General features: G+C 52.7%; 11 protein-coding genes, 1 pseudogene and 1 other annotated feature. All 12 genes and pseudogenes read left to right on the forward strand.

Annotated elements, in window-relative coordinates:
- Positions 1–333, forward strand: a pseudogene (locus HOLDEFILI_RS19675) (hypothetical protein); the annotation flags it as partial.
- Between the two features lie 58 nt (positions 334–391).
- Positions 392–1666: a trigger factor gene (tig, locus tag HOLDEFILI_RS08520; protein ID WP_006059188.1), complete on the forward strand. Its 1275-nt coding sequence runs from the start codon at positions 392–394 to the stop codon at positions 1664–1666.
- A gap of 60 nt (positions 1667–1726) precedes the next feature.
- Positions 1727–4045, forward strand: a complete 2319-nt coding sequence (gene lon, locus HOLDEFILI_RS08525) for an endopeptidase La (RefSeq protein ID WP_006059189.1) — start codon at positions 1727–1729, stop codon at positions 4043–4045.
- The gene (yihA, locus tag HOLDEFILI_RS08530) at positions 4046–4648 is read left to right on the forward strand and encodes a ribosome biogenesis GTP-binding protein YihA/YsxC (RefSeq protein WP_006059190.1); all 603 of its coding nucleotides are present in this window, start codon (positions 4046–4048) and stop codon (positions 4646–4648) included.
- Positions 4649–4723: 75 nt separating this feature from the next.
- A complete protein-coding gene (locus HOLDEFILI_RS08535; protein ID WP_006059191.1) occupies positions 4724–5500 on the forward strand; it encodes a LysM peptidoglycan-binding domain-containing protein in 777 nt (258 codons plus the stop codon).
- A gap of 195 nt (positions 5501–5695) precedes the next feature.
- Positions 5696–6364 (forward strand): DJ-1/PfpI family protein, encoded by a 669-nt coding sequence (locus HOLDEFILI_RS08540; protein ID WP_006059193.1) that lies wholly within the window; start codon positions 5696–5698, stop codon positions 6362–6364.
- A 122-nt stretch (positions 6365–6486) separates the two neighbouring features.
- Positions 6487–6694: a binding site (T-box leader), on the forward strand.
- 55 nt (positions 6695–6749) lie between these two features.
- Positions 6750–9359: a valine--tRNA ligase gene (locus HOLDEFILI_RS08545; RefSeq protein WP_039864389.1), complete on the forward strand. Its 2610-nt coding sequence runs from the start codon at positions 6750–6752 to the stop codon at positions 9357–9359.
- A 498-nt stretch (positions 9360–9857) separates the two neighbouring features.
- On the forward strand, positions 9858–11081 hold the full coding sequence (locus HOLDEFILI_RS08550; protein ID WP_006059196.1) for a hypothetical protein: 1224 nt from the start codon (positions 9858–9860) through the stop codon (positions 11079–11081).
- The gene (locus HOLDEFILI_RS08555) at positions 11078–12481 is read left to right on the forward strand and encodes an acetate--CoA ligase family protein (protein ID WP_006059197.1); all 1404 of its coding nucleotides are present in this window, start codon (positions 11078–11080) and stop codon (positions 12479–12481) included. The genes HOLDEFILI_RS08550 and HOLDEFILI_RS08555 overlap by 4 nt, the downstream gene beginning before the upstream one ends.
- Positions 12482–12780: 299 nt before the next feature.
- Positions 12781–13335: a dihydrofolate reductase family protein gene (locus HOLDEFILI_RS08560; RefSeq protein WP_006059198.1), complete on the forward strand. Its 555-nt coding sequence runs from the start codon at positions 12781–12783 to the stop codon at positions 13333–13335.
- An 86-nt stretch (positions 13336–13421) separates the two neighbouring features.
- Positions 13422–14375 carry an alpha/beta hydrolase gene (locus HOLDEFILI_RS08565; RefSeq protein WP_006059199.1) on the forward strand — a complete coding sequence of 318 codons (954 nt, stop codon included), beginning with the start codon at positions 13422–13424 and terminating at the stop codon, positions 14373–14375.
- 207 nt (positions 14376–14582) lie between these two features.
- Positions 14583–17216, forward strand: coding sequence for a pyruvate, phosphate dikinase (ppdK, locus tag HOLDEFILI_RS08570; RefSeq protein WP_006059200.1), 2634 nt, complete (start codon positions 14583–14585; stop codon positions 17214–17216).
- Positions 17217–17263: the final 47 nt, after the last annotated feature.

Here is a 17263-nt window from a genome sequence, read left to right on the forward strand (position 1 = left end):
CTGAACCGGGACGGGTTATGTTACACGTTTATTCCCCGCTACCAGGAAGAGGCGGCGGAAAGCGACGGCTTTCTCCAGGCCCGCGCTCTGATCCGCGAATGGCTGGAAAACGAGAACCCCTCCTTATTTAATCTGTGTGAGCAGGTGCTGATCCGCGAAGCGTATCTGGCGCTGCCGCTGGGCTTTGAAGAAGCGGAGGGCATATCGCTTGCGTCCAGCTGCGTTCATCTCGTATACTGCAGTATGCAGGATGAGGAAGGCTGGCGTCAGTTCGCGTCCCAGCATCAGCTTGAAAATGTCAATTTATTCGATTTAAAAAGCCAATTTATTTGAAATTCAGATAACATTTGTTATAATAGAAAGGCTAGACATAAGGAGGACAAAGAAGTTTATGTCAACTTGGACACTAAAAGAAAAATCAACAGGCGAACTGAAAGTCACCATTGAGGGTGAAAACTGGAAAACGGCTCAGACAAAAGCTTTTAATAAATTAGCGAAAGAACTGGAAATCCCGGGTTTCAGAAAGGGTTCCGTTCCAGCCGCCATGGCGAAGAAATATGTTCCGGCCCAGAAGATTATGCTGGAAGCCGTTGAGCATTGCGCGCAGGATCTGCTGGATGCGGGAATCGAAGAACACAGCCTGTGGCCGATCTCCCGGCCGGAGCTGAACGTTGAAGAAATCAGCGAAGAAGCCGCGACGATGAGCTTTACGTTCGCGATCAAGCCGGAAGTTAAGCTGGGCGAATACAAGGGTTTAGCTTACGAAGTAGAAGAAACTTCGGTCAGCGAGGAAGAAGTTGAAGCGGAACTGAAGCGGATCCAGGAAAACTTCGCCGAGCTGGAAGTGAAGGAAAACGGCGAAGTTGAAAACGGCGATACCGCGGTCATCGACTTTGAAGGCTTCAAGGACGGCGTTGCGTTTGAAGGCGGAAAGGGTGAAAACTATCCGCTGGAGATCGGTTCCAACAGCTTCATCCCGGGCTTTGAGGAACAGGTCATCGGCATGAAGAAGGAAGAAACGAAGGACATCAACGTCACGTTCCCGGAAAACTATCAGGCCGCTGAACTGGCTGGTCAGCCGGTTGTCTTCAAGGTTACGGTTCACGAAATTAAAGCGAAAGTACTGCCGGAGCTGAACGACGATCTCGCGAAGGACGTCAACGCTCCGGATGTGGAAACCATGGACGACTTAAAAGCGCTGATCCGCAAGAACCAGGAAGAACAGAAGCAGCAGAACGCGGAAAACGAAGCGACCAACAAGCTGATCAGCACGGTTGTTGACGCCTGCGAAGTGGAAATTCCGGAAGTCATGATCAAGAATGAAACGGACGATATGATTCAGGATTACGCCAACCGTCTGCAGCAGCAGGGTATTTCCTTAACGCAGTTCTTCCAGATCACGGGACAGAGCGAGGAAACACTGCGCGAACAGATGGCGAAGGACGCTGAAAGCAAAGTTAAGCTGCGCTTAGTTCTGGACGCGATCGCGACGCAGGAAAACCTGGAAGTCGGCGAGGAAGATATCGATACGGAATACGGCCTGATCGCCTCTCAGTACAATATGGAAAAAGAGAAGGTCAAGGAACTGATTCCGGCGTCTTCGATCTCCTACGACGTCCGGCTGCGCAAGGCGCTGGACCTGATTAAGGATTCCACCAACAAATAAGACGCTTCGCGTCTTTTTTGACCTTTATAACACGTACTATTTCAGACAAGGAGGGTGTCAATGAACAACGAAAAAATGGAAATCAGTGTTCCGGTCATCGCTACACGAGGAATCATTGTTTTTCCCCAGCAGGACATCATGATTGAGGTCGGCCGGGAAAAGAGCATTCGTGCCGTTGAGGAAGCAGAAGAAAAGTTCGATGGTCATGTCTGGCTCGTCTGCCAGAAAGACATCATGGTTGACAATCCTGCTCCTTCAGATCTCTACACGTTCGGCACATTGTGCCGGATCAAAAATATCCGCCGTAAAGAAGGCTTTATGCGGATTACCTTCAGCGGCCTGGAACGGGCAAAGCTGGTTTCGATTCAGGATGAGGACAGAATGTTTATGGCGACGGTGCTGCCGGTCGCGGATGAAGCCGGCGATAATCTCGAGGAGATGGCTTTAATTCGCCGGGTGGCTAAGGAATTCGAGAATATCGCGTCCAGCGCCAACAATTTCCCGCCGGAGATCATTGCTCAGCTGACCAAGGGCGTTTCCGCGCCGACGCTGTCCGATCAGTTCGCGCAGTATTTCCCGCTGCCTTTGGAAAAGAAGCAGGTGCTGCTGGAAACGTTGAACGTCAACGAACGGCTGATGATGATCATCCAGGAACTGGAAAAAGAAAAGCAGCTGTCCGACATTGAAAACAACATCAATGAAAAAGTCAAGGAGCGGATCGATGAATCGCAGAAGGAATACTATCTGCGCGAGAAGCTCCGCGCGATTAAAGAAGAACTGGGCGATGTGTCCAATCAGAGCGACGATTCCGAGGAACTGCGCCGGATGATCGAGGAAAATCCATATCCGGAAGCGATCAAGGAAAAGGCCCGGGAAGAACTGGCGCGGTATGAAATGCTGCCGGGGGCATCCGGGGAAGCCGGGGTTGTGCGGACTTATCTCGACTGGCTCTTAGGCGTACCGTGGTGGCAGGAAACCGAAGACAACGAAGACCTCAAGCGGGTGCAGCAGCGCCTGGACGAGGATCATTTCGGTCTGGAAAAGGTCAAGAACCGGATCATGGAATACCTGGCAGTCAAGCAGATGACCCATTCGCTGAACGCGCCGATTCTGTGTCTGGTCGGGCCGCCGGGCGTCGGGAAGACGTCGCTGGCAAAGTCTGTGGCCAGAGCGCTGGACCGGAAGTTTGTCAAGGCGTCGCTGGGCGGCGTGCGCGATGAAGCTGAAATCCGCGGTCACCGCCGGACGTATTTAGGCTCGCTGCCGGGCCGGATCATCCAGGGGATGAAGAAGGCTGGCGTCGTCAATCCAGTGTTCCTGATCGACGAAATCGACAAGATGGCCAGCGATTACAAGGGCGATCCATCGAGCGCAATGCTGGAAGTGCTGGATCCGGAACAGAACAAGCTGTTCTCCGATAACTATCTGGAAGAACCGTACGATCTGTCGAAGGTCATGTTTATCGCGACGGCCAACACGCTCGACACAATTCCGGCGGCGCTGCGCGACCGTTTGGAAATCATCGAACTGTCCTCGTACACCGAGGTGGAAAAGGTCAGCATCGCGAAGGAGCATCTGATCCGCAAGCAGGCTGAAATCAACGGTCTGAAGGCGAGTCAGTTTAAATTGGGCGAAGAAGAACTGATTTATCTGATCCGTCATTACACCCGGGAATCCGGCGTGCGTCAGTTGGAGCGGGTGATCGCTTCGCTGTGCCGCAAGAGCGTTCTGGCGATCATGAAGGATGGCAAACGTTCAGTCAAGATCACGAAGAAGCTGATCGTGGAATGGCTGGGCAAAGAAAAGTTTGAATACGGCGTCAAGGAGAAAAAAGATCAGATCGGCGTGGTAACCGGTTTGGCCTATACGTCCTTCGGCGGCGATATCCTGCCGGTTGAGGTCACTTACTTCGACGGGAAGGGCAAACTCATTGTCACCGGTCAGCTGGGCGACGTCATGAAGGAATCGACAGAAATCGCGCTGGACTATGTCAAAAGCAAAGCTGTCGAATTCAAGATTGATCCGGCGTTCTTCGATAAACACGATATCCACATCCATTGTCCGGAAGGCGCGGTGCCGAAGGATGGGCCGAGCGCCGGTGTCACGCTGACCACGGCGTTGGTTTCCGCGATCACCCGGATGCCGGTTCATGCGAATCTGGCAATGACGGGTGAAGTCACGCTGCGCGGCAACGTGCTGCCGATCGGCGGTCTGCGTGAGAAATCGCTGGCGGCGCACCGCAGCGGCATCTCGACGGTTATCATTCCCAAGAATAACGTCAAGGATCTTGACGAAGTTCCGGAAATTGTTAAGAATGACATTCATTTCATTCCGGTCGAAACGGTCGACCAGGTTATCCAGGAAGCGCTGGTTCGCTAAATGGATATCAGGGAAGCCGAGCTTGTCGTCAGCGCGCCGTCCAAGGCGCACTGGCCTGAAAGCGAACTGCCGGAGATCGTACTGGCTGGCCGCAGCAACGTCGGCAAATCCTCGCTGATCAACACGCTGTGCGGCCGCAAGGCGCTGGCTTATGTCGGCAACACCCCGGGCAAGACACGGTTGTTGAATTTCTTCGATATCGATCACCGCTTCATGTTCGTCGATGTGCCGGGCTATGGGTTTGCCAACGCGTCCAAGCAGATGCTGATCCAGTTCGGCGAAATGATGGAGGACTATTTCTCCAGTCGTTCGCAGTTAAAAGGTCTGATTCTTTTAGTCGATATGCGGCACGCACCGACGGAGGACGATATCACGATGGCGGACTATGCCCGTTATTATGAAATTCCGTTTGTGGTTGCCGCGACGAAACTGGACAAAGTGCCGCGCTCTCAGCAAAGCAAACAGATCAACGTCATCGCCAAGGCTCTGGCCTGTGCGCCGGAAGCGATCATTCCGTTCTCTTCCATCACGAAGCAGGGCCGGGAAGAACTGCTGGAAGCGATTGACGCCTTATTCAATCCAGAAGAGCCTGAATCCGAGTGATTCGGGCTTTTTTCATATTTTCCTCGGTTTGGCATACACTGAAATTGAAGCAGGAATGCTGGGGAGGAACCATAGATGAAACCAATGAAAATTGAGAAACGACTGGAGCTCAGTCGCCCGGTCGATCAAATTCTGCAATGCCAGATCACCAACGAGATTCAATATCATACCGAGGCCGACGGGATCCGGGCTTTAGGCTCCTTATGGGTCAAGGGACAGGCGGCTGATGAACAGGGCGCTTATCCGCTGAACGAAGAAATCACACTGGACGTCCTGGCGCCCTTGGATAAGCTGCAGGATCCATCGCAATTCCGGATCCGGCTGCATCATTACGACGCCCGGATCGAAAGCCGCGAGATGATCGTGACGATTTATTTGAATGTATACGGCATGAAAGAAGAACGGGCGACCTCAATTCTGGAAGTTCAGCCGGAGAAACGAGAACCGGAGCCGTCACCGCTGCCGGAGATTACACAGCCAGCGGCGGAAAGCGCGGAACTGACTCCACCGGCGGCTGAAGAACCGGCTGACGCTCCGATCATTCCGGCCTCGGCGCCTGTGCAGGAGAAAGAGGCGATGGCTGCGGAGGGACCGGCTGTCAAAGAAAATACGGTCATGGATGAAGAAACGAACGATCCGGCGGAAGCGGCCGTTAACGAGGACGTTGGAGAAATTGAAGATTTGTTTGACGATGCGGAGAATGTCATCGTGACCAGCCGGTATATGCTGGCACAGATCAACGATACCTATGCTTCGATTGCCCAACGCTACGGGGTGAATGAAAAGCAGTTGATCGCCGTCAATCACAACAAGCCACTGGAGGAAAAGACGCTGATTCTGCTGCCGCTGTAAGTGGTCAATCTGCAAGCTGTCAATCATGGTTATAAGGAGGACTGGATGCAGTCCTTTTTTCTGGATTTATGTTTGAAATCAGAACAAAAACCGGAGTTATCTGTCTTTTTAACAAGAACGAAAAGAAGGAAATAGCTTGCGATTCAGCTGAAATTCAGATACAGTGAAGTAAACAAGACAAGGGAGGGGTATTGAATGAAAAAAACAGCGGTCATGATCTACCGGGCGTTTTGCATGCAGGAGATCAGCTGCCTGACCGATTGGTTAGTCGGATTGGGTAAACCGATGATCGTCTGCGCGGCGGATCATCAACCAGTGAAAACGGAAGAAGGCTTTACCGTGCTGCCCGAATTCAGCTATGATGAAGTCAACCTTGATGAGATCGACTGCCTGATTCTTCCGGGAATCAGTGAATTCCCGGAAGTGTTAAAGGATCAGCGCCAGCTGGACTTTTTAGCCCGGTTCAAGGAGCGGCCGGATATTCTGATCGCATCGATCTCCGTGTCCCCGGTTTTATTAGCGGCGGCGGGTTTGTTAGAGGGGATTTGTTACTGCGGCGGATTTTATCAGGAAGTGTTGGATGATCTGCCGTTTATGGAAAAAGAAAATTTCCGCTTTGAGCCGATCGTCGTTGAGGGCAACATCATGACGGCGTTCGGCGGGGCGTTCCGTGAGTTTGCCTTAGCGGTGATGGAAAAACTGGGCTTCGAAGTGCCGGCTGAACCTTTCGGCCCGCTGGCTGAAAACTGGACTAGGGATAAGCTGAACTTCACGATGGAGTCGGAGGTTGAAAAAACGTATTGGAAAAACGCGCTGGCGATGCTGAAACGGGAATGTCCGCAGTTTTTTGAGAACCGCGGCTGAACTTTTCGTCTATCACTTCGTTGGTTTGCTTTTTCGATGTATTCCAGCTTTTTTCCTTTCCTTAGATGTCGGAATTCGTTGAAATCCGATTGACAAGCGGAGATCCAATGCCTATAATAAAGCCATCTACGTTGAACGGAAGAAGTAGCGGCTTTGGGAAATCAGAGAGCTCCCGGAGGGTGCAAGGGAGTCAGAAAAAGCAGTGAAAAGTCGTCCGGAAGTTGATTTTCTGAATTTAAGTAGGAAGATCCGAATGCCGTCGTTACCGGTGAAAGCGCATCTTTGAAGAAAGATGAAGTAAGGTGGTACCGCGCGTGAAGCGTCCTTGTTGCAGGGCGCTTTTTTTGTTCAACGAAGGAAAAATAAAAAACAGGAGGAAGAACTGATGAAAAAGGAACTGGCCCTGAAATATAACCATCTGGATGTGGAACAGGGCTATGACAACTGGATCAAAGAAGGCTATTTCACAGCCGGCGATCAAAGCAAGGATCCGTTCTGTATCGTGATCCCGCCGCCGAATGTCACCGGCAAGCTGCACCTGGGGCATGCCTGGGATACGACGCTGCAGGATATTATCGCCCGCTACAAGCGGATGCAGGGCTACGACATGCTGTGGGTTCCGGGCATGGACCACGCCGGCATCGCAACGCAGGCGAAGGTGGATGAGCGCCTGAAAAAAGAAGGCGTTTCCCGCTATGATCTGGGCCGTGAGAAATTTCTGGAACGAGCTTGGGACTGGAAGGAAGAATATGCCGGGCATATTCGTCAGCAGTGGGCGAAGATGGGGCTGTCGCTGGACTACACCCGCGAGCGTTTTACACTGGATGAAGGCTTAAGCAAAGCCGTCGCCAAGGTTTTTGTTGACTACTACAACGACGGCCTGATCTATCAGGGCGAGCGGATCATCAACTGGGATCCGGCGGCCAAGACGGCGCTGAGCAACATTGAGGTTATCCATAAGGAAACCGAAGGCGCGATGTATACGTTCAACTACAAGGTCGTTGAAACTGGCGACTGCTTCCAGGTCGCGACGACCCGTCCGGAAACGATGTTCGGCGATGTTTGCGTCGTTGTGCATCCGGATGATGAACGGTTTAAGCATCTGATCGGCCTGCACGCCGTCAACCCGGCAAACGGGGATGAACTGCCGATCATCGGCGACGACTACATCGACATCGAATTCGGAACCGGCGCGATGAAATGTACGCCGGCCCACGATCCAAACGACTTCGCAATTGCGGAACGCCACCATCTGCCGCGGATCATCTGCATGAATCCGGACGCGACGATGAACGAACGCTGCGGCGAGTTTGAAGGCATGGATCGCTTCGAATGCCGCAAACAGCTGACGGAAAAAATCCGTCAGGAAGGCAATTTGATCAACATCGAAAAACATATCCATCAGGTCGGCTATTCCGAACGGACCGACGTCATCGTCGAACCGATGCTTTCCAAGCAGTGGTTTGTCCGCATGAAGCCGCTGGCGGAGGACGTTCTGAAGCATCAGGAATTGGCTGAGGAAAAGATCAACTTCTACCCGCCGCGCTTTGAAAAGACCTTTACGCAGTGGCTGGAAAACATTGAGGACTGGTGCATCTCCCGCCAGTTGTGGTGGGGCCACCGGATCCCGGCCTGGTACCATAAGGAAACCGGCGAGATTTACGTCGGCACGGAAGCGCCGCAGGATCTTGAAAACTGGAATCAGGACGAGGATGTTCTGGACACCTGGTTCTCCAGTGCGCTATGGCCGTTCTCGACGCTGGGCTGGCCGGATAAGACGCCGGATCTGGAACGTTATTATCCGAACGACGTGTTGGTCACGGGCTATGACATCATTTTCTTCTGGGTCGCCCGGATGGCGTTCCAAGCCCGCTACTTCACAAAATCCCGCCCGTTTAAGGATGTTCTGATCCACGGTCTGATCCGCGATGCGCAGGGCCGCAAAATGTCGAAATCGCTGGGCAACGGCGTCGATCCGATGGATGTCATTGCCAAGCATGGCGTCGACAGCCTGCGCTTCTTCCTGACGACCAATTCCACGCCGGGTCAGGATATGCGCTACATTGAGGAAAAGCTGGAAGCGTCCTGGAACTTCATTAACAAGATCTGGAATGCGTCCCGTTTCGTCATGATGAATATGCCGGAGGATTTCACGCTCGAGGACATCGACCTCAGCACGTTGTCGATTACCGACACCTGGATTCTCAACCGGTTGAATGAAACGATCGCCTCAGTGACCGCCAACATGGACAAGTATGAGTTCGCGTTGGTCGGCAACGAGCTGTACAGCTTTATCTGGGATGATTTCTGCAGCTGGTATATCGAATTAAGCAAAGCTGGATTGAACAGCGAGGATGCCCAGGTCAAGCGGGCGACCCAGTCGACGCTGATCGTCTGCCTGCGCGCGATCATCCGTCTGCTTCATCCGTTCATGCCATTTGTCACTGAAGAAATTTACAGCGTCCTGCCGCATACCGAAAAAGCATGCTGCCTGGCCGCCTGGCCGACGCCGGTGGAAGGCCTGAACTTAAGCCATAACGAGGAAGTCGATCAGCTGATCTCCGTTATCAAGACGATCCGTCAGGTCCGTGTTGATTACAATCTGAAGCCGTCCGCGCCGCTGGCGATGACGATCCGGAACGCGCAGAACCAGCCGGTCGCTGTCAACGCTCCGATCGCTTCGATTTATGAGAAGATGTGCAAGGCCAGCTGGAAAGCGGAGCTGGACGGGGAAATGCTCGTCCGGCCGATCTTAGGCGGATCCTTAAGTATTCCGATGAGCGACGTCGTCGATCTGGAAGAGGAAAAAGCCAAACTGAAAAAAGAAGCCGAACATCTGAACGCTGAAATCAAGCGTGCGGAAGGCATGCTTTCCAATGAACGCTTTGTCGCTAAGGCTCCGGCTGAGAAAGTCGAAGCGGAACGCAAAAAGCTGGAAACCTATAAGCAGCAGCTGGAAATCGTCCAGACCCGCTTGCAGGAAATTGAGAAATAAACGCTGTCAAAAAAATCTCAGCTTTCATGCAGAATTACCAAGTACCCGGTCCTGTGGATCGGGTTTTCTTGTGGGAATGAACCGATTTCAAAAGCATCGGTGATAGCAGCACGTTGAGCGATGTTCACCGCAAGGGGCACAAAGAAAGGCTGAAGGTTTCTTGGCTAAGTTAAAAATGGAAGAAAACAGATCAACCTGAAGGAAAGTGGGATCTGCGTACAAACACATGCTGAAAGCAGGCAGGATCCGCAGACGCAATCCAGAATATAAGATGGAAAATAAAAAAGACTTTCTAAAATCTTTCAGAAAGTTTTACGCCCTCGGCTAGACAAAATGCGGCAAGTGTCGTTATCGCCATGGGCTTCGTAGTCACCGGCGCTTGTCTTTTGGCGAAGAGAAGACTACAATGAAATAAATGATAGCGCTTACAAAAAAGCGGATTGAGATTCCGTCAAAGTCGAAAGGCTTTCAGCATACAGTGAAATGAGGTGGTATTCGATGACGGAGAAACAATATCTTTTAGGTACGGATGAACAGCAGCAATGGATGCGGGAGTACACGTTTGCCCCGCGCGGCAACGGGTTTAAAGAACCCGGCGTGCTTGGAATGGACGCGAAGGAATTCTCGGCGTTCAACGTGGCCAAATCGTTTTATCAGGTGCATCCGGAGGTCTTTAACTTAAAACTTGTGGCAGAGAAGACCGGTGTGGCGGAAAGTGAGATCGCAGCCCGGCTGAAACGCATGATCGACCGCCGGCTGATTATGTTTGTGAAGAATTCTTCCGTTTCCGCTCTGGGTTTTGGGCTGTATTACTGGATTGTGAAAATGAAAAAGGACTGCCCGCCGCAGGCGAAGGCGCAGTTGGCGGAATGGATTCAAAATAAGGACGAGATCTGCACCGGTTATTTAACGGAAGGCGATTTCGATTTCTTCTGCGGCAATCATATGCGCGTGCTGGACAATCTGCTTTGTGGCGTGATTGAACCGATCCGTCGCAACCGCTGGGTCGAATCCATTCATCTCTGTCCGATCCGCCGCGACGTCCGCGAATCCCATGTCAATCTGTGGGACGCTCCGAAGGCGGATTACCGCCGCTATCTGTGGTCGGACGCGCAGAAAACCAACTTCTTAAACAGCCAGAACGAGATGGACGCTACGGACTTCGCGATCATCGACATTCTGAACAATGTGACCTCGATCGAAGATTTCTTTGATTACGAGGTGCTCGGCCAGCTGTCCGGTCTAGATCCGGCGGCGATGAAGAAGGATCTGGGCTGGATCGTCGATCATCAGCGCTATGTCGTGCCGATGTTCTATTTTAATTATCAGGCGCTGGGGCTGAACATGCACTGTTATCTGATCCGCCTGTTCCAGAATGTGACGAGCTGCCGTAAGGAGCAAATCGTCGACGAACTGAGCCAGTATCCGGAATTCAATAATATCTTCGAGTTCTCCGATGGGATTTACGATATTCTGGTCAGCGCTTATGCACAACTGACGGATCTTGATGCTTTACGTACAATGTTAGACGGCTACGCCGAGATCGAAGAAGTTTGGGAAGCTGACAGTCCGCGGCAATTCCGCCGTTGGACGGCGCGGCTGGATAAAGACGCGGATATGTGGGAGGAATGTATTTTTACTGACGATTTCCTGCAGGACCGCACGAGCTGGCCGATTGAACCAGCGGGGGAATGGCAGGAGAAAGGCGGTGAAGAACGATGAAGACCAATGCGATCCGCGGTTATGTTGTCGACCGGCTTCAATATGCTTTGAATCCATCCAGCGTCGCGGTGATCGGCGCCAGCCGCTGTCCGGGCAAGGTTGGTCATAAGGTTATCGACGGCTTACAGAAATGGGGCTATCAAGGAAAAATTTACCCGGTGAATCCGCGCGCGGAGAAGGTTGCGGGCCTAAAAGCTTATCCGACCCTGCGGGAGATTGAGGAGCCGGTTGATCTGGCGTTCATCGCGGTGCCGGCGCATTTGGTCAAATCGATTCTGGAAGACTGCGTAGCCAAAGAAGTAAAAATCGTTGTGATTGCGACCAGCGCCTTTAAGGAGATCGGCCGCGGCGAGCTGCAGGACGAGCTGACAGAATACTGCCGGGCCAACGAGCTGCCGCTGATCGGACCGAACTTAGTCGGCATGGGATCGCCGGCGCTGAATTTCAATTGCGGCTTTATCCCGTATCTGCCGACGCTGGGACCGGTAGCGATGATTTCTCAATCCGGCGCCAACCTGTTGGCGGCGTTAGGGACCTCACAGAAGGATCACTACGGCATGAGTTTCTTCGTCGGGTTAGGCAATAAGGCCGACGTTGATTTCAGCGAATTTATCGCGTATGCCGGCAAGGACGACAACACGAAGTGCATCGCCGTCTATATGGAAGGGCTGGACAGCCCGGAGGCGTTTATTGAAGCGTGCCAGTCGGTGGCTAAGCCGGTCGTCGCGATCAAGGTCGGACGCAGTCCGATCGGCGTAAAGGCAGCGTTTGCCCACACGGCCAGCGAAAACGTGAGGGATGATGCGTACTATGATGAGGTCTTTGCTCAGGCCGGAGCGCTGCGGGCAACGACATGGCAGGAATTTCTCGATGTTTCGCTGGCGCTGGGAACTCAGCCGGCGCTGCGCGGCGAAAACGTTGTGATGATTACCAACGGCGGCGGTTCTGGTCTTTTGAGCTGCGACCATTTTGACCGCTGCGGTCTGCCGCTGAAAGAATTAAAGGAAATTTCGCCGAGTCTGGCCGGGCGTATCCGCGCGTACATGCCGATGTTCGGATCACCGCTCAATCCAGTCGATATTTCCGGCACTGCTTCGCCGACGCAGTACAAAGGCGCGTTCATGCAGGCGATGCGCGATCCGGCAGTTGATGGAATTCTCGGCTCGATCTGTCCGACAGCGGTGACTAACGTCGATGCGGTCGTCGACGTTGTGATCGAAGTCCACGACCGTTACCGCCGCTTAGGCAAACCATTTATCATGGAATGCCAGGGCGGAGAGGAATGCCAGCGGGCGATCATGAAGCTGCGCGATCACGGTATCCCGGCGTATCCGACGGCGGAACAGGCGGTCAATGCGATGGTGGCGTTATATCGCTATGGTCAGATGCAGAAAAAATAAATGAAAAGGGTAAAGCGAAAAGTTTGAGATCCAGCGCTTTTCTTGAAAGTTTTTAATAAACGATAAAGGATGAAAGAGCCGCGGCATTGCAGAATAAAAGCTGAAACGCCGCGGTTTTTCTGTGATTTGATCGCGCAAAGATAAAAAATCGGTTAAGCTATAGACAGAAGACAGAAGACAGAAGACAGAAGACAGAAGACAGAAGACAGAAGACAGAAGACAGAAGACAGAGATGACGATAAAAAGAGATAACTGAGAAAAAAAGGATAAGCGATGGCGCTTATCGGAAAGGAAAAAATATGGCAGAAAGAAAAATTATTTTAAATCTGGCGGTGAGTTTGGATGGTTATATCTGTGATCCAGAAGGGGGTTTCGCGTGGATCAGCGGTCAAGGCGACCGTCGGCTGGACACTGTTCCTCATTATGACATCGAAGCTTTTGCCAGCCAGGTCGACGTGATTGTGATGGGGCGCAAAGCCTATGAGGACTGTGGTCTGGACTTTGTCGCAGAGCCGCAAACCAAACAATTCTGGATCGCCTCCTCCAAGCCGCTGGCTTTAGAGCCGCCAGCCCGGTGGATCAGCGGGAATCTGGTCGATTCGGTGTTGGCGCTGAAAAAACAGCCGGGTAAGGATATCTGGCTGTTCGGCGGGGCTGGGGTAACGGATCCATTTATTCGAGCCGACGCTGTCGACGAATACATCGTCGGGATTATTCCGATTCTGCTGGGGCAGGGCCGGCGGTTATTTCATGAAGGCTTCGCATCGATCGCGCTGCATCTGGAACAGTTCTGGATTGACGACGGCGTCGTGGTGATGCGCTATCGACGCCGCGGTGAGACTTTGGGGAAGTGACAAAATCCGCGAACTGTCGGAATGGGGATAGTAAAAGATGAGGCAGGCGCTCGGAAGTCATGGTATAATAGGAACGGGTGATAACCATGAAAACAAAAACGAAATTGATGATTGCGGCCGGCGCCGCCGCAGGCGCGGCTGCCAGCTATTACGGCGTCTGCGAACTGGCGTATAACCGGTTTATCCGCCGCGGCCCAAAATTCTTTGCGATGGGTCCGCAGGAGGATGCGTTGACGGAAGAACAGCGGGCGGAACGCCGGCAGCGCCAGGAAGCGGTACAGAGCTGGTTTGCGGCCAGTCAGGTGCAGGATCTGACGCTGACTTCTTTTGACGGGCTGCGGCTGCACGCAACCCAGATTCTCAACCATCCCGACAGCGACAAATGGATCGTGATGGCGCATGGCTACGGCGCGGACAGTCTGGCGCTTTTGCCGAGAGCGAAAACGTTTGACGAAGCCGGCTTTAACGTGCTCCTGCCGGATCTGCGCGGGCATGGGTTAAGTGAGGGAGATTATGTCGGCATGGGCTGGAATGACCGGCGCGACCTGATCGCCTGGACGGACCGCATCGCAAGCGAGCATCCCGACAGTCAGATCGTCTTGTTCGGCCTGTCGATGGGCGCGTCCGCGGTGATGATGGCCTGCGGCGAAGAAGATCTCAACGATCGCGTTGTCTGCGCGATCGAGGAATGCGGCTATACCAGCATCCCGGCAATTGCGGAAAAGCAGGTGCGCAGTGCGTTTGGAATCGCAACCCAGCCGGTTCTGATCGGGCTGTCAACCTTGATCAAAATGCGCTGCGGTTACTCCGTTTGGGAAGCCAGCGCAGTGGAACAGCTGCGGCAGTGCCGTGTTCCGATGTTGTTTATCCATGGTGAAGAGGACGACTTTGTTCCGTATGACATGGTGTTCGAAAATTATTACGCGTGCACCAGCGAAAAAGAGCTGTACACCGTACCAGCGGCCAGACATTGTGAAGCCTATCGCAGCCCGCATTATGACGAGCGGCTGCTCCGTTTTATCCGCCGTTTTCTGCACTAAGCAGACAAACAACCCTTGAATTAAAAAAAAGTTTAAATTTGAAAAAAGCCTAACAGACCAGCTCTGAAAGGCTTTTTTGTCATTTTGAGGGAATCTGGTTAGACCAAATATATGTAAACGTTTACAAAAACTATGGAAATTCCTGGTCAGTTCCGCTATAATAAGTCTATGAAAGTTGGCTGGAAAATACGCCTATAAGGAGGAACAATGAGCGAAAAATATGTTTATCTTTTCTCTGAAGGAAATGGTAAAATGCGCGAACTGCTCGGCGGAAAAGGGGCAAATCTGGCAGAAATGACCAATTTGGGCATGCCGGTTCCGCAGGGCTTTACCGTTACGACGGAAGTCTGCACACGTTACTATGAAGACGGAGAAAAAATTGCGCCGGAGATTACGGAGGAAATCAACCGCAATCTGAAAACGCTGGAAGAAATGACAGGCAAGAAGATGGGTGATAAGGAAAACCCGCTGCTGGTTTCCGTTCGTTCGGGCGCCCGCGCTTCCATGCCGGGCATGATGGATACGATCCTGAACCTGGGCATTAACGACGAAGTCGTCGAAACAATTGCGGCAAAGACGGAGAATCCGCGCTTTGCTTACGATAGTTACCGGCGTTTCATTCAGATGTTCTCGGACGTCGTCATGGGCTTGCCGAAAAGCAAGTTTGAAGTGATCATCGACGAACTCAAGGACCGCAAGGGCGTTAAGCTTGATACGGAACTGGATGCGGACGATATGAAGGAAATGACTGCGCGTTTCAAGGAATTCTACAAGGAAAACCTGAACGAGGACTTCCCGCAGGATCCGAAAGAACAGATGATCCGCGCCGTTGAAGCGGTATTCCGTTCCTGGAATAATCCGCGTGCGATTTACTATCGCAAAATGAACGATATCCCGGGTTCCTGGGGAACGGCCGTCAACGTCCAGATGATGGTGTTCGGCAACATGGGCAATACCTGCGGCACCGGCGTTGCGTTTACGCGTAATCCGGCAACCGGCGAAAATAAACTGTTCGGCGAATTCTTAATGAACGCGCAGGGCGAAGACGTCGTTGCGGGGATCCGTACACCGCAGACGATCGACGAATTAAAAGAAGTCATGCCGGATGCATACAATAGCTTCGTGGAGATCTGCGGCAAGCTGGAAAAGCATTACCGCGATATGCAGGACATGGAATTCACGATTGAAAACGGCAAGCTGTTCATGCTTCAGACCCGAAACGGCAAGCGTACCGCGGCTGCGGCGCTGAAGATTGCCTGTGATATGGTAGCGGAAGGCCTGATTACGAAAGATGAAGCGCTGATGATGGTCGAACCAAAGGCGTTGGACGCCTTGCTGCACCCGCAGTTTGATCCGGCTGAATTGAAACAGGCGCATCTGATTGCCAGCGGCCTGCCGGCTTCGCCGGGAGCGGCCTGCGGTCAGGTTGTCTTCAGTGCGGAAGATGCGATCACGGAAGCCAACAAGGGCAAAAAAGTCGTGCTGGTTCGTCTGGAAACCTCGCCGGAAGACATCGAAGGCATGAACGTCGCTCAGGGGATCCTGACTGTTCGCGGCGGCATGACTTCGCATGCGGCGGTTGTCGCTCGCGGCATGGGACGCTGCTGTGTCTCCGGCTGCGGTGAAATCGACATCCATGAAGAAGAAAAAACCTTTACTGTCGGCGGCCACACCTATAAAGAGGGCGACTGGATTTCGTTAGACGGCTCGACCGGCAATGTTTACGGTGAAGCCGTGAAAACAGTTCCGGCACAGATCTCCGGCGATTTTGAAACGTTTATGAAATGGGCGGATGAACGCCGTGTGCTGCAGGTCAGAACGAACGCCGACACGCCGAAGGATGCGAAGCAGGCTGTCGCTTTCGGCGCTCAGGGCATCGGCTTAGTCAGAACAGAACACATGTTCTTTGATTCCAACCGCATTAAAGCAATGCGGGAAATGATTGTTTCTTCCACGGAAGAACAGCGCCGCGCGGCTTTGGCAAAACTGCTGCCGATGCAGCGTTCCGACTTTGAAGGCATCTATGAGGCGATGGAAGGCCGTCCGGTTACGATCCGTTATCTGGATCCGCCTTTACATGAATTCCTGCCGACTTCCTCGTATGACATCGCGACGCTGGCTCAGGACATGAACCTGAATATCGACGATCTCAAGAGCATCATTACTTCGCTCCATGAGTTCAACCCGATGATGGGTCACCGCGGCTGCCGTCTGGCGATCTCCTACCCGGAAATCGCAGAAATGCAGACGCGCGCAGTCATTGAAGCGGCGATCAACGTCAACCGCAAGCATCCGGATTATCACATTACGCCGGAAATCATGATTCCGCTGGTTGGCGATGTCAACGAACTGAAATATGTTAAGAATATCGTCACCAAGGTCGCGGATGAAATCATCAGCGCTTCCGGTATCGAAATGAAATACATGGTCGGCACGATGATCGAAATTCCGCGGGCCGCTCTGTTAGCGGATGAAATCGCGGAGGAAGCGGAGTTCTTCAGCTTCGGCACCAACGATTTAACGCAGATGACATTCGGCTTCTCGCGTGATGACGCCGGCGGATTTCTGTCGCATTATTACGACAAGAAGATTTACGAGCAGGATCCGTTTGCCCGTCTGGATCAGCATGGCGTCGGCAAGCTGGTCGCAATGGCGGCAGAGCTGGGCCGTAAGACCCGCCCGAACATCAAGCTGGGCATCTGCGGCGAACACGGCGGCGATCCAAGCTCGATCGAATTCTGTCACCGTGTCGGACTGAACTATGTTTCCTGCAGTCCGTACCGTGTTCCGATCGCTCGTTTGGCAGCAGCGCAGGCAGCGATTAAGAACGACAAGCACTAGGATTTAGAGTGGTTCAAAGGCAGGCTGATTTACGGCCTGCTTTTTTC

The organism is Holdemania filiformis DSM 12042 (genome assembly GCF_000157995.1).
Lineage (GTDB): Bacteria > Bacillota_I > Bacilli_A > Erysipelotrichales > Erysipelotrichaceae > Holdemania > Holdemania filiformis.

Coding starts and splice junctions, on each gene's coding strand:
- tig (WP_006059188.1), top strand. CDS start 392: ATGTCAACTTGGACACTAAAAGAAAAATCAACAGGCGAACTGAAAGTC.
- lon (WP_006059189.1), top strand. CDS start 1,727: ATGAACAACGAAAAAATGGAAATCAGTGTTCCGGTCATCGCTACACGA.
- yihA (WP_006059190.1), top strand. CDS start 4,046: ATGGATATCAGGGAAGCCGAGCTTGTCGTCAGCGCGCCGTCCAAGGCG.
- HOLDEFILI_RS08535 (WP_006059191.1), top strand. CDS start 4,724: ATGAAACCAATGAAAATTGAGAAACGACTGGAGCTCAGTCGCCCGGTC.
- HOLDEFILI_RS08540 (WP_006059193.1), top strand. CDS start 5,696: ATGAAAAAAACAGCGGTCATGATCTACCGGGCGTTTTGCATGCAGGAG.
- HOLDEFILI_RS08545 (WP_039864389.1), top strand. CDS start 6,750: ATGAAAAAGGAACTGGCCCTGAAATATAACCATCTGGATGTGGAACAG.
- HOLDEFILI_RS08550 (WP_006059196.1), top strand. CDS start 9,858: ATGACGGAGAAACAATATCTTTTAGGTACGGATGAACAGCAGCAATGG.
- HOLDEFILI_RS08555 (WP_006059197.1), top strand. CDS start 11,078: ATGAAGACCAATGCGATCCGCGGTTATGTTGTCGACCGGCTTCAATAT.
- HOLDEFILI_RS08560 (WP_006059198.1), top strand. CDS start 12,781: ATGGCAGAAAGAAAAATTATTTTAAATCTGGCGGTGAGTTTGGATGGT.
- HOLDEFILI_RS08565 (WP_006059199.1), top strand. CDS start 13,422: ATGAAAACAAAAACGAAATTGATGATTGCGGCCGGCGCCGCCGCAGGC.
- ppdK (WP_006059200.1), top strand. CDS start 14,583: ATGAGCGAAAAATATGTTTATCTTTTCTCTGAAGGAAATGGTAAAATG.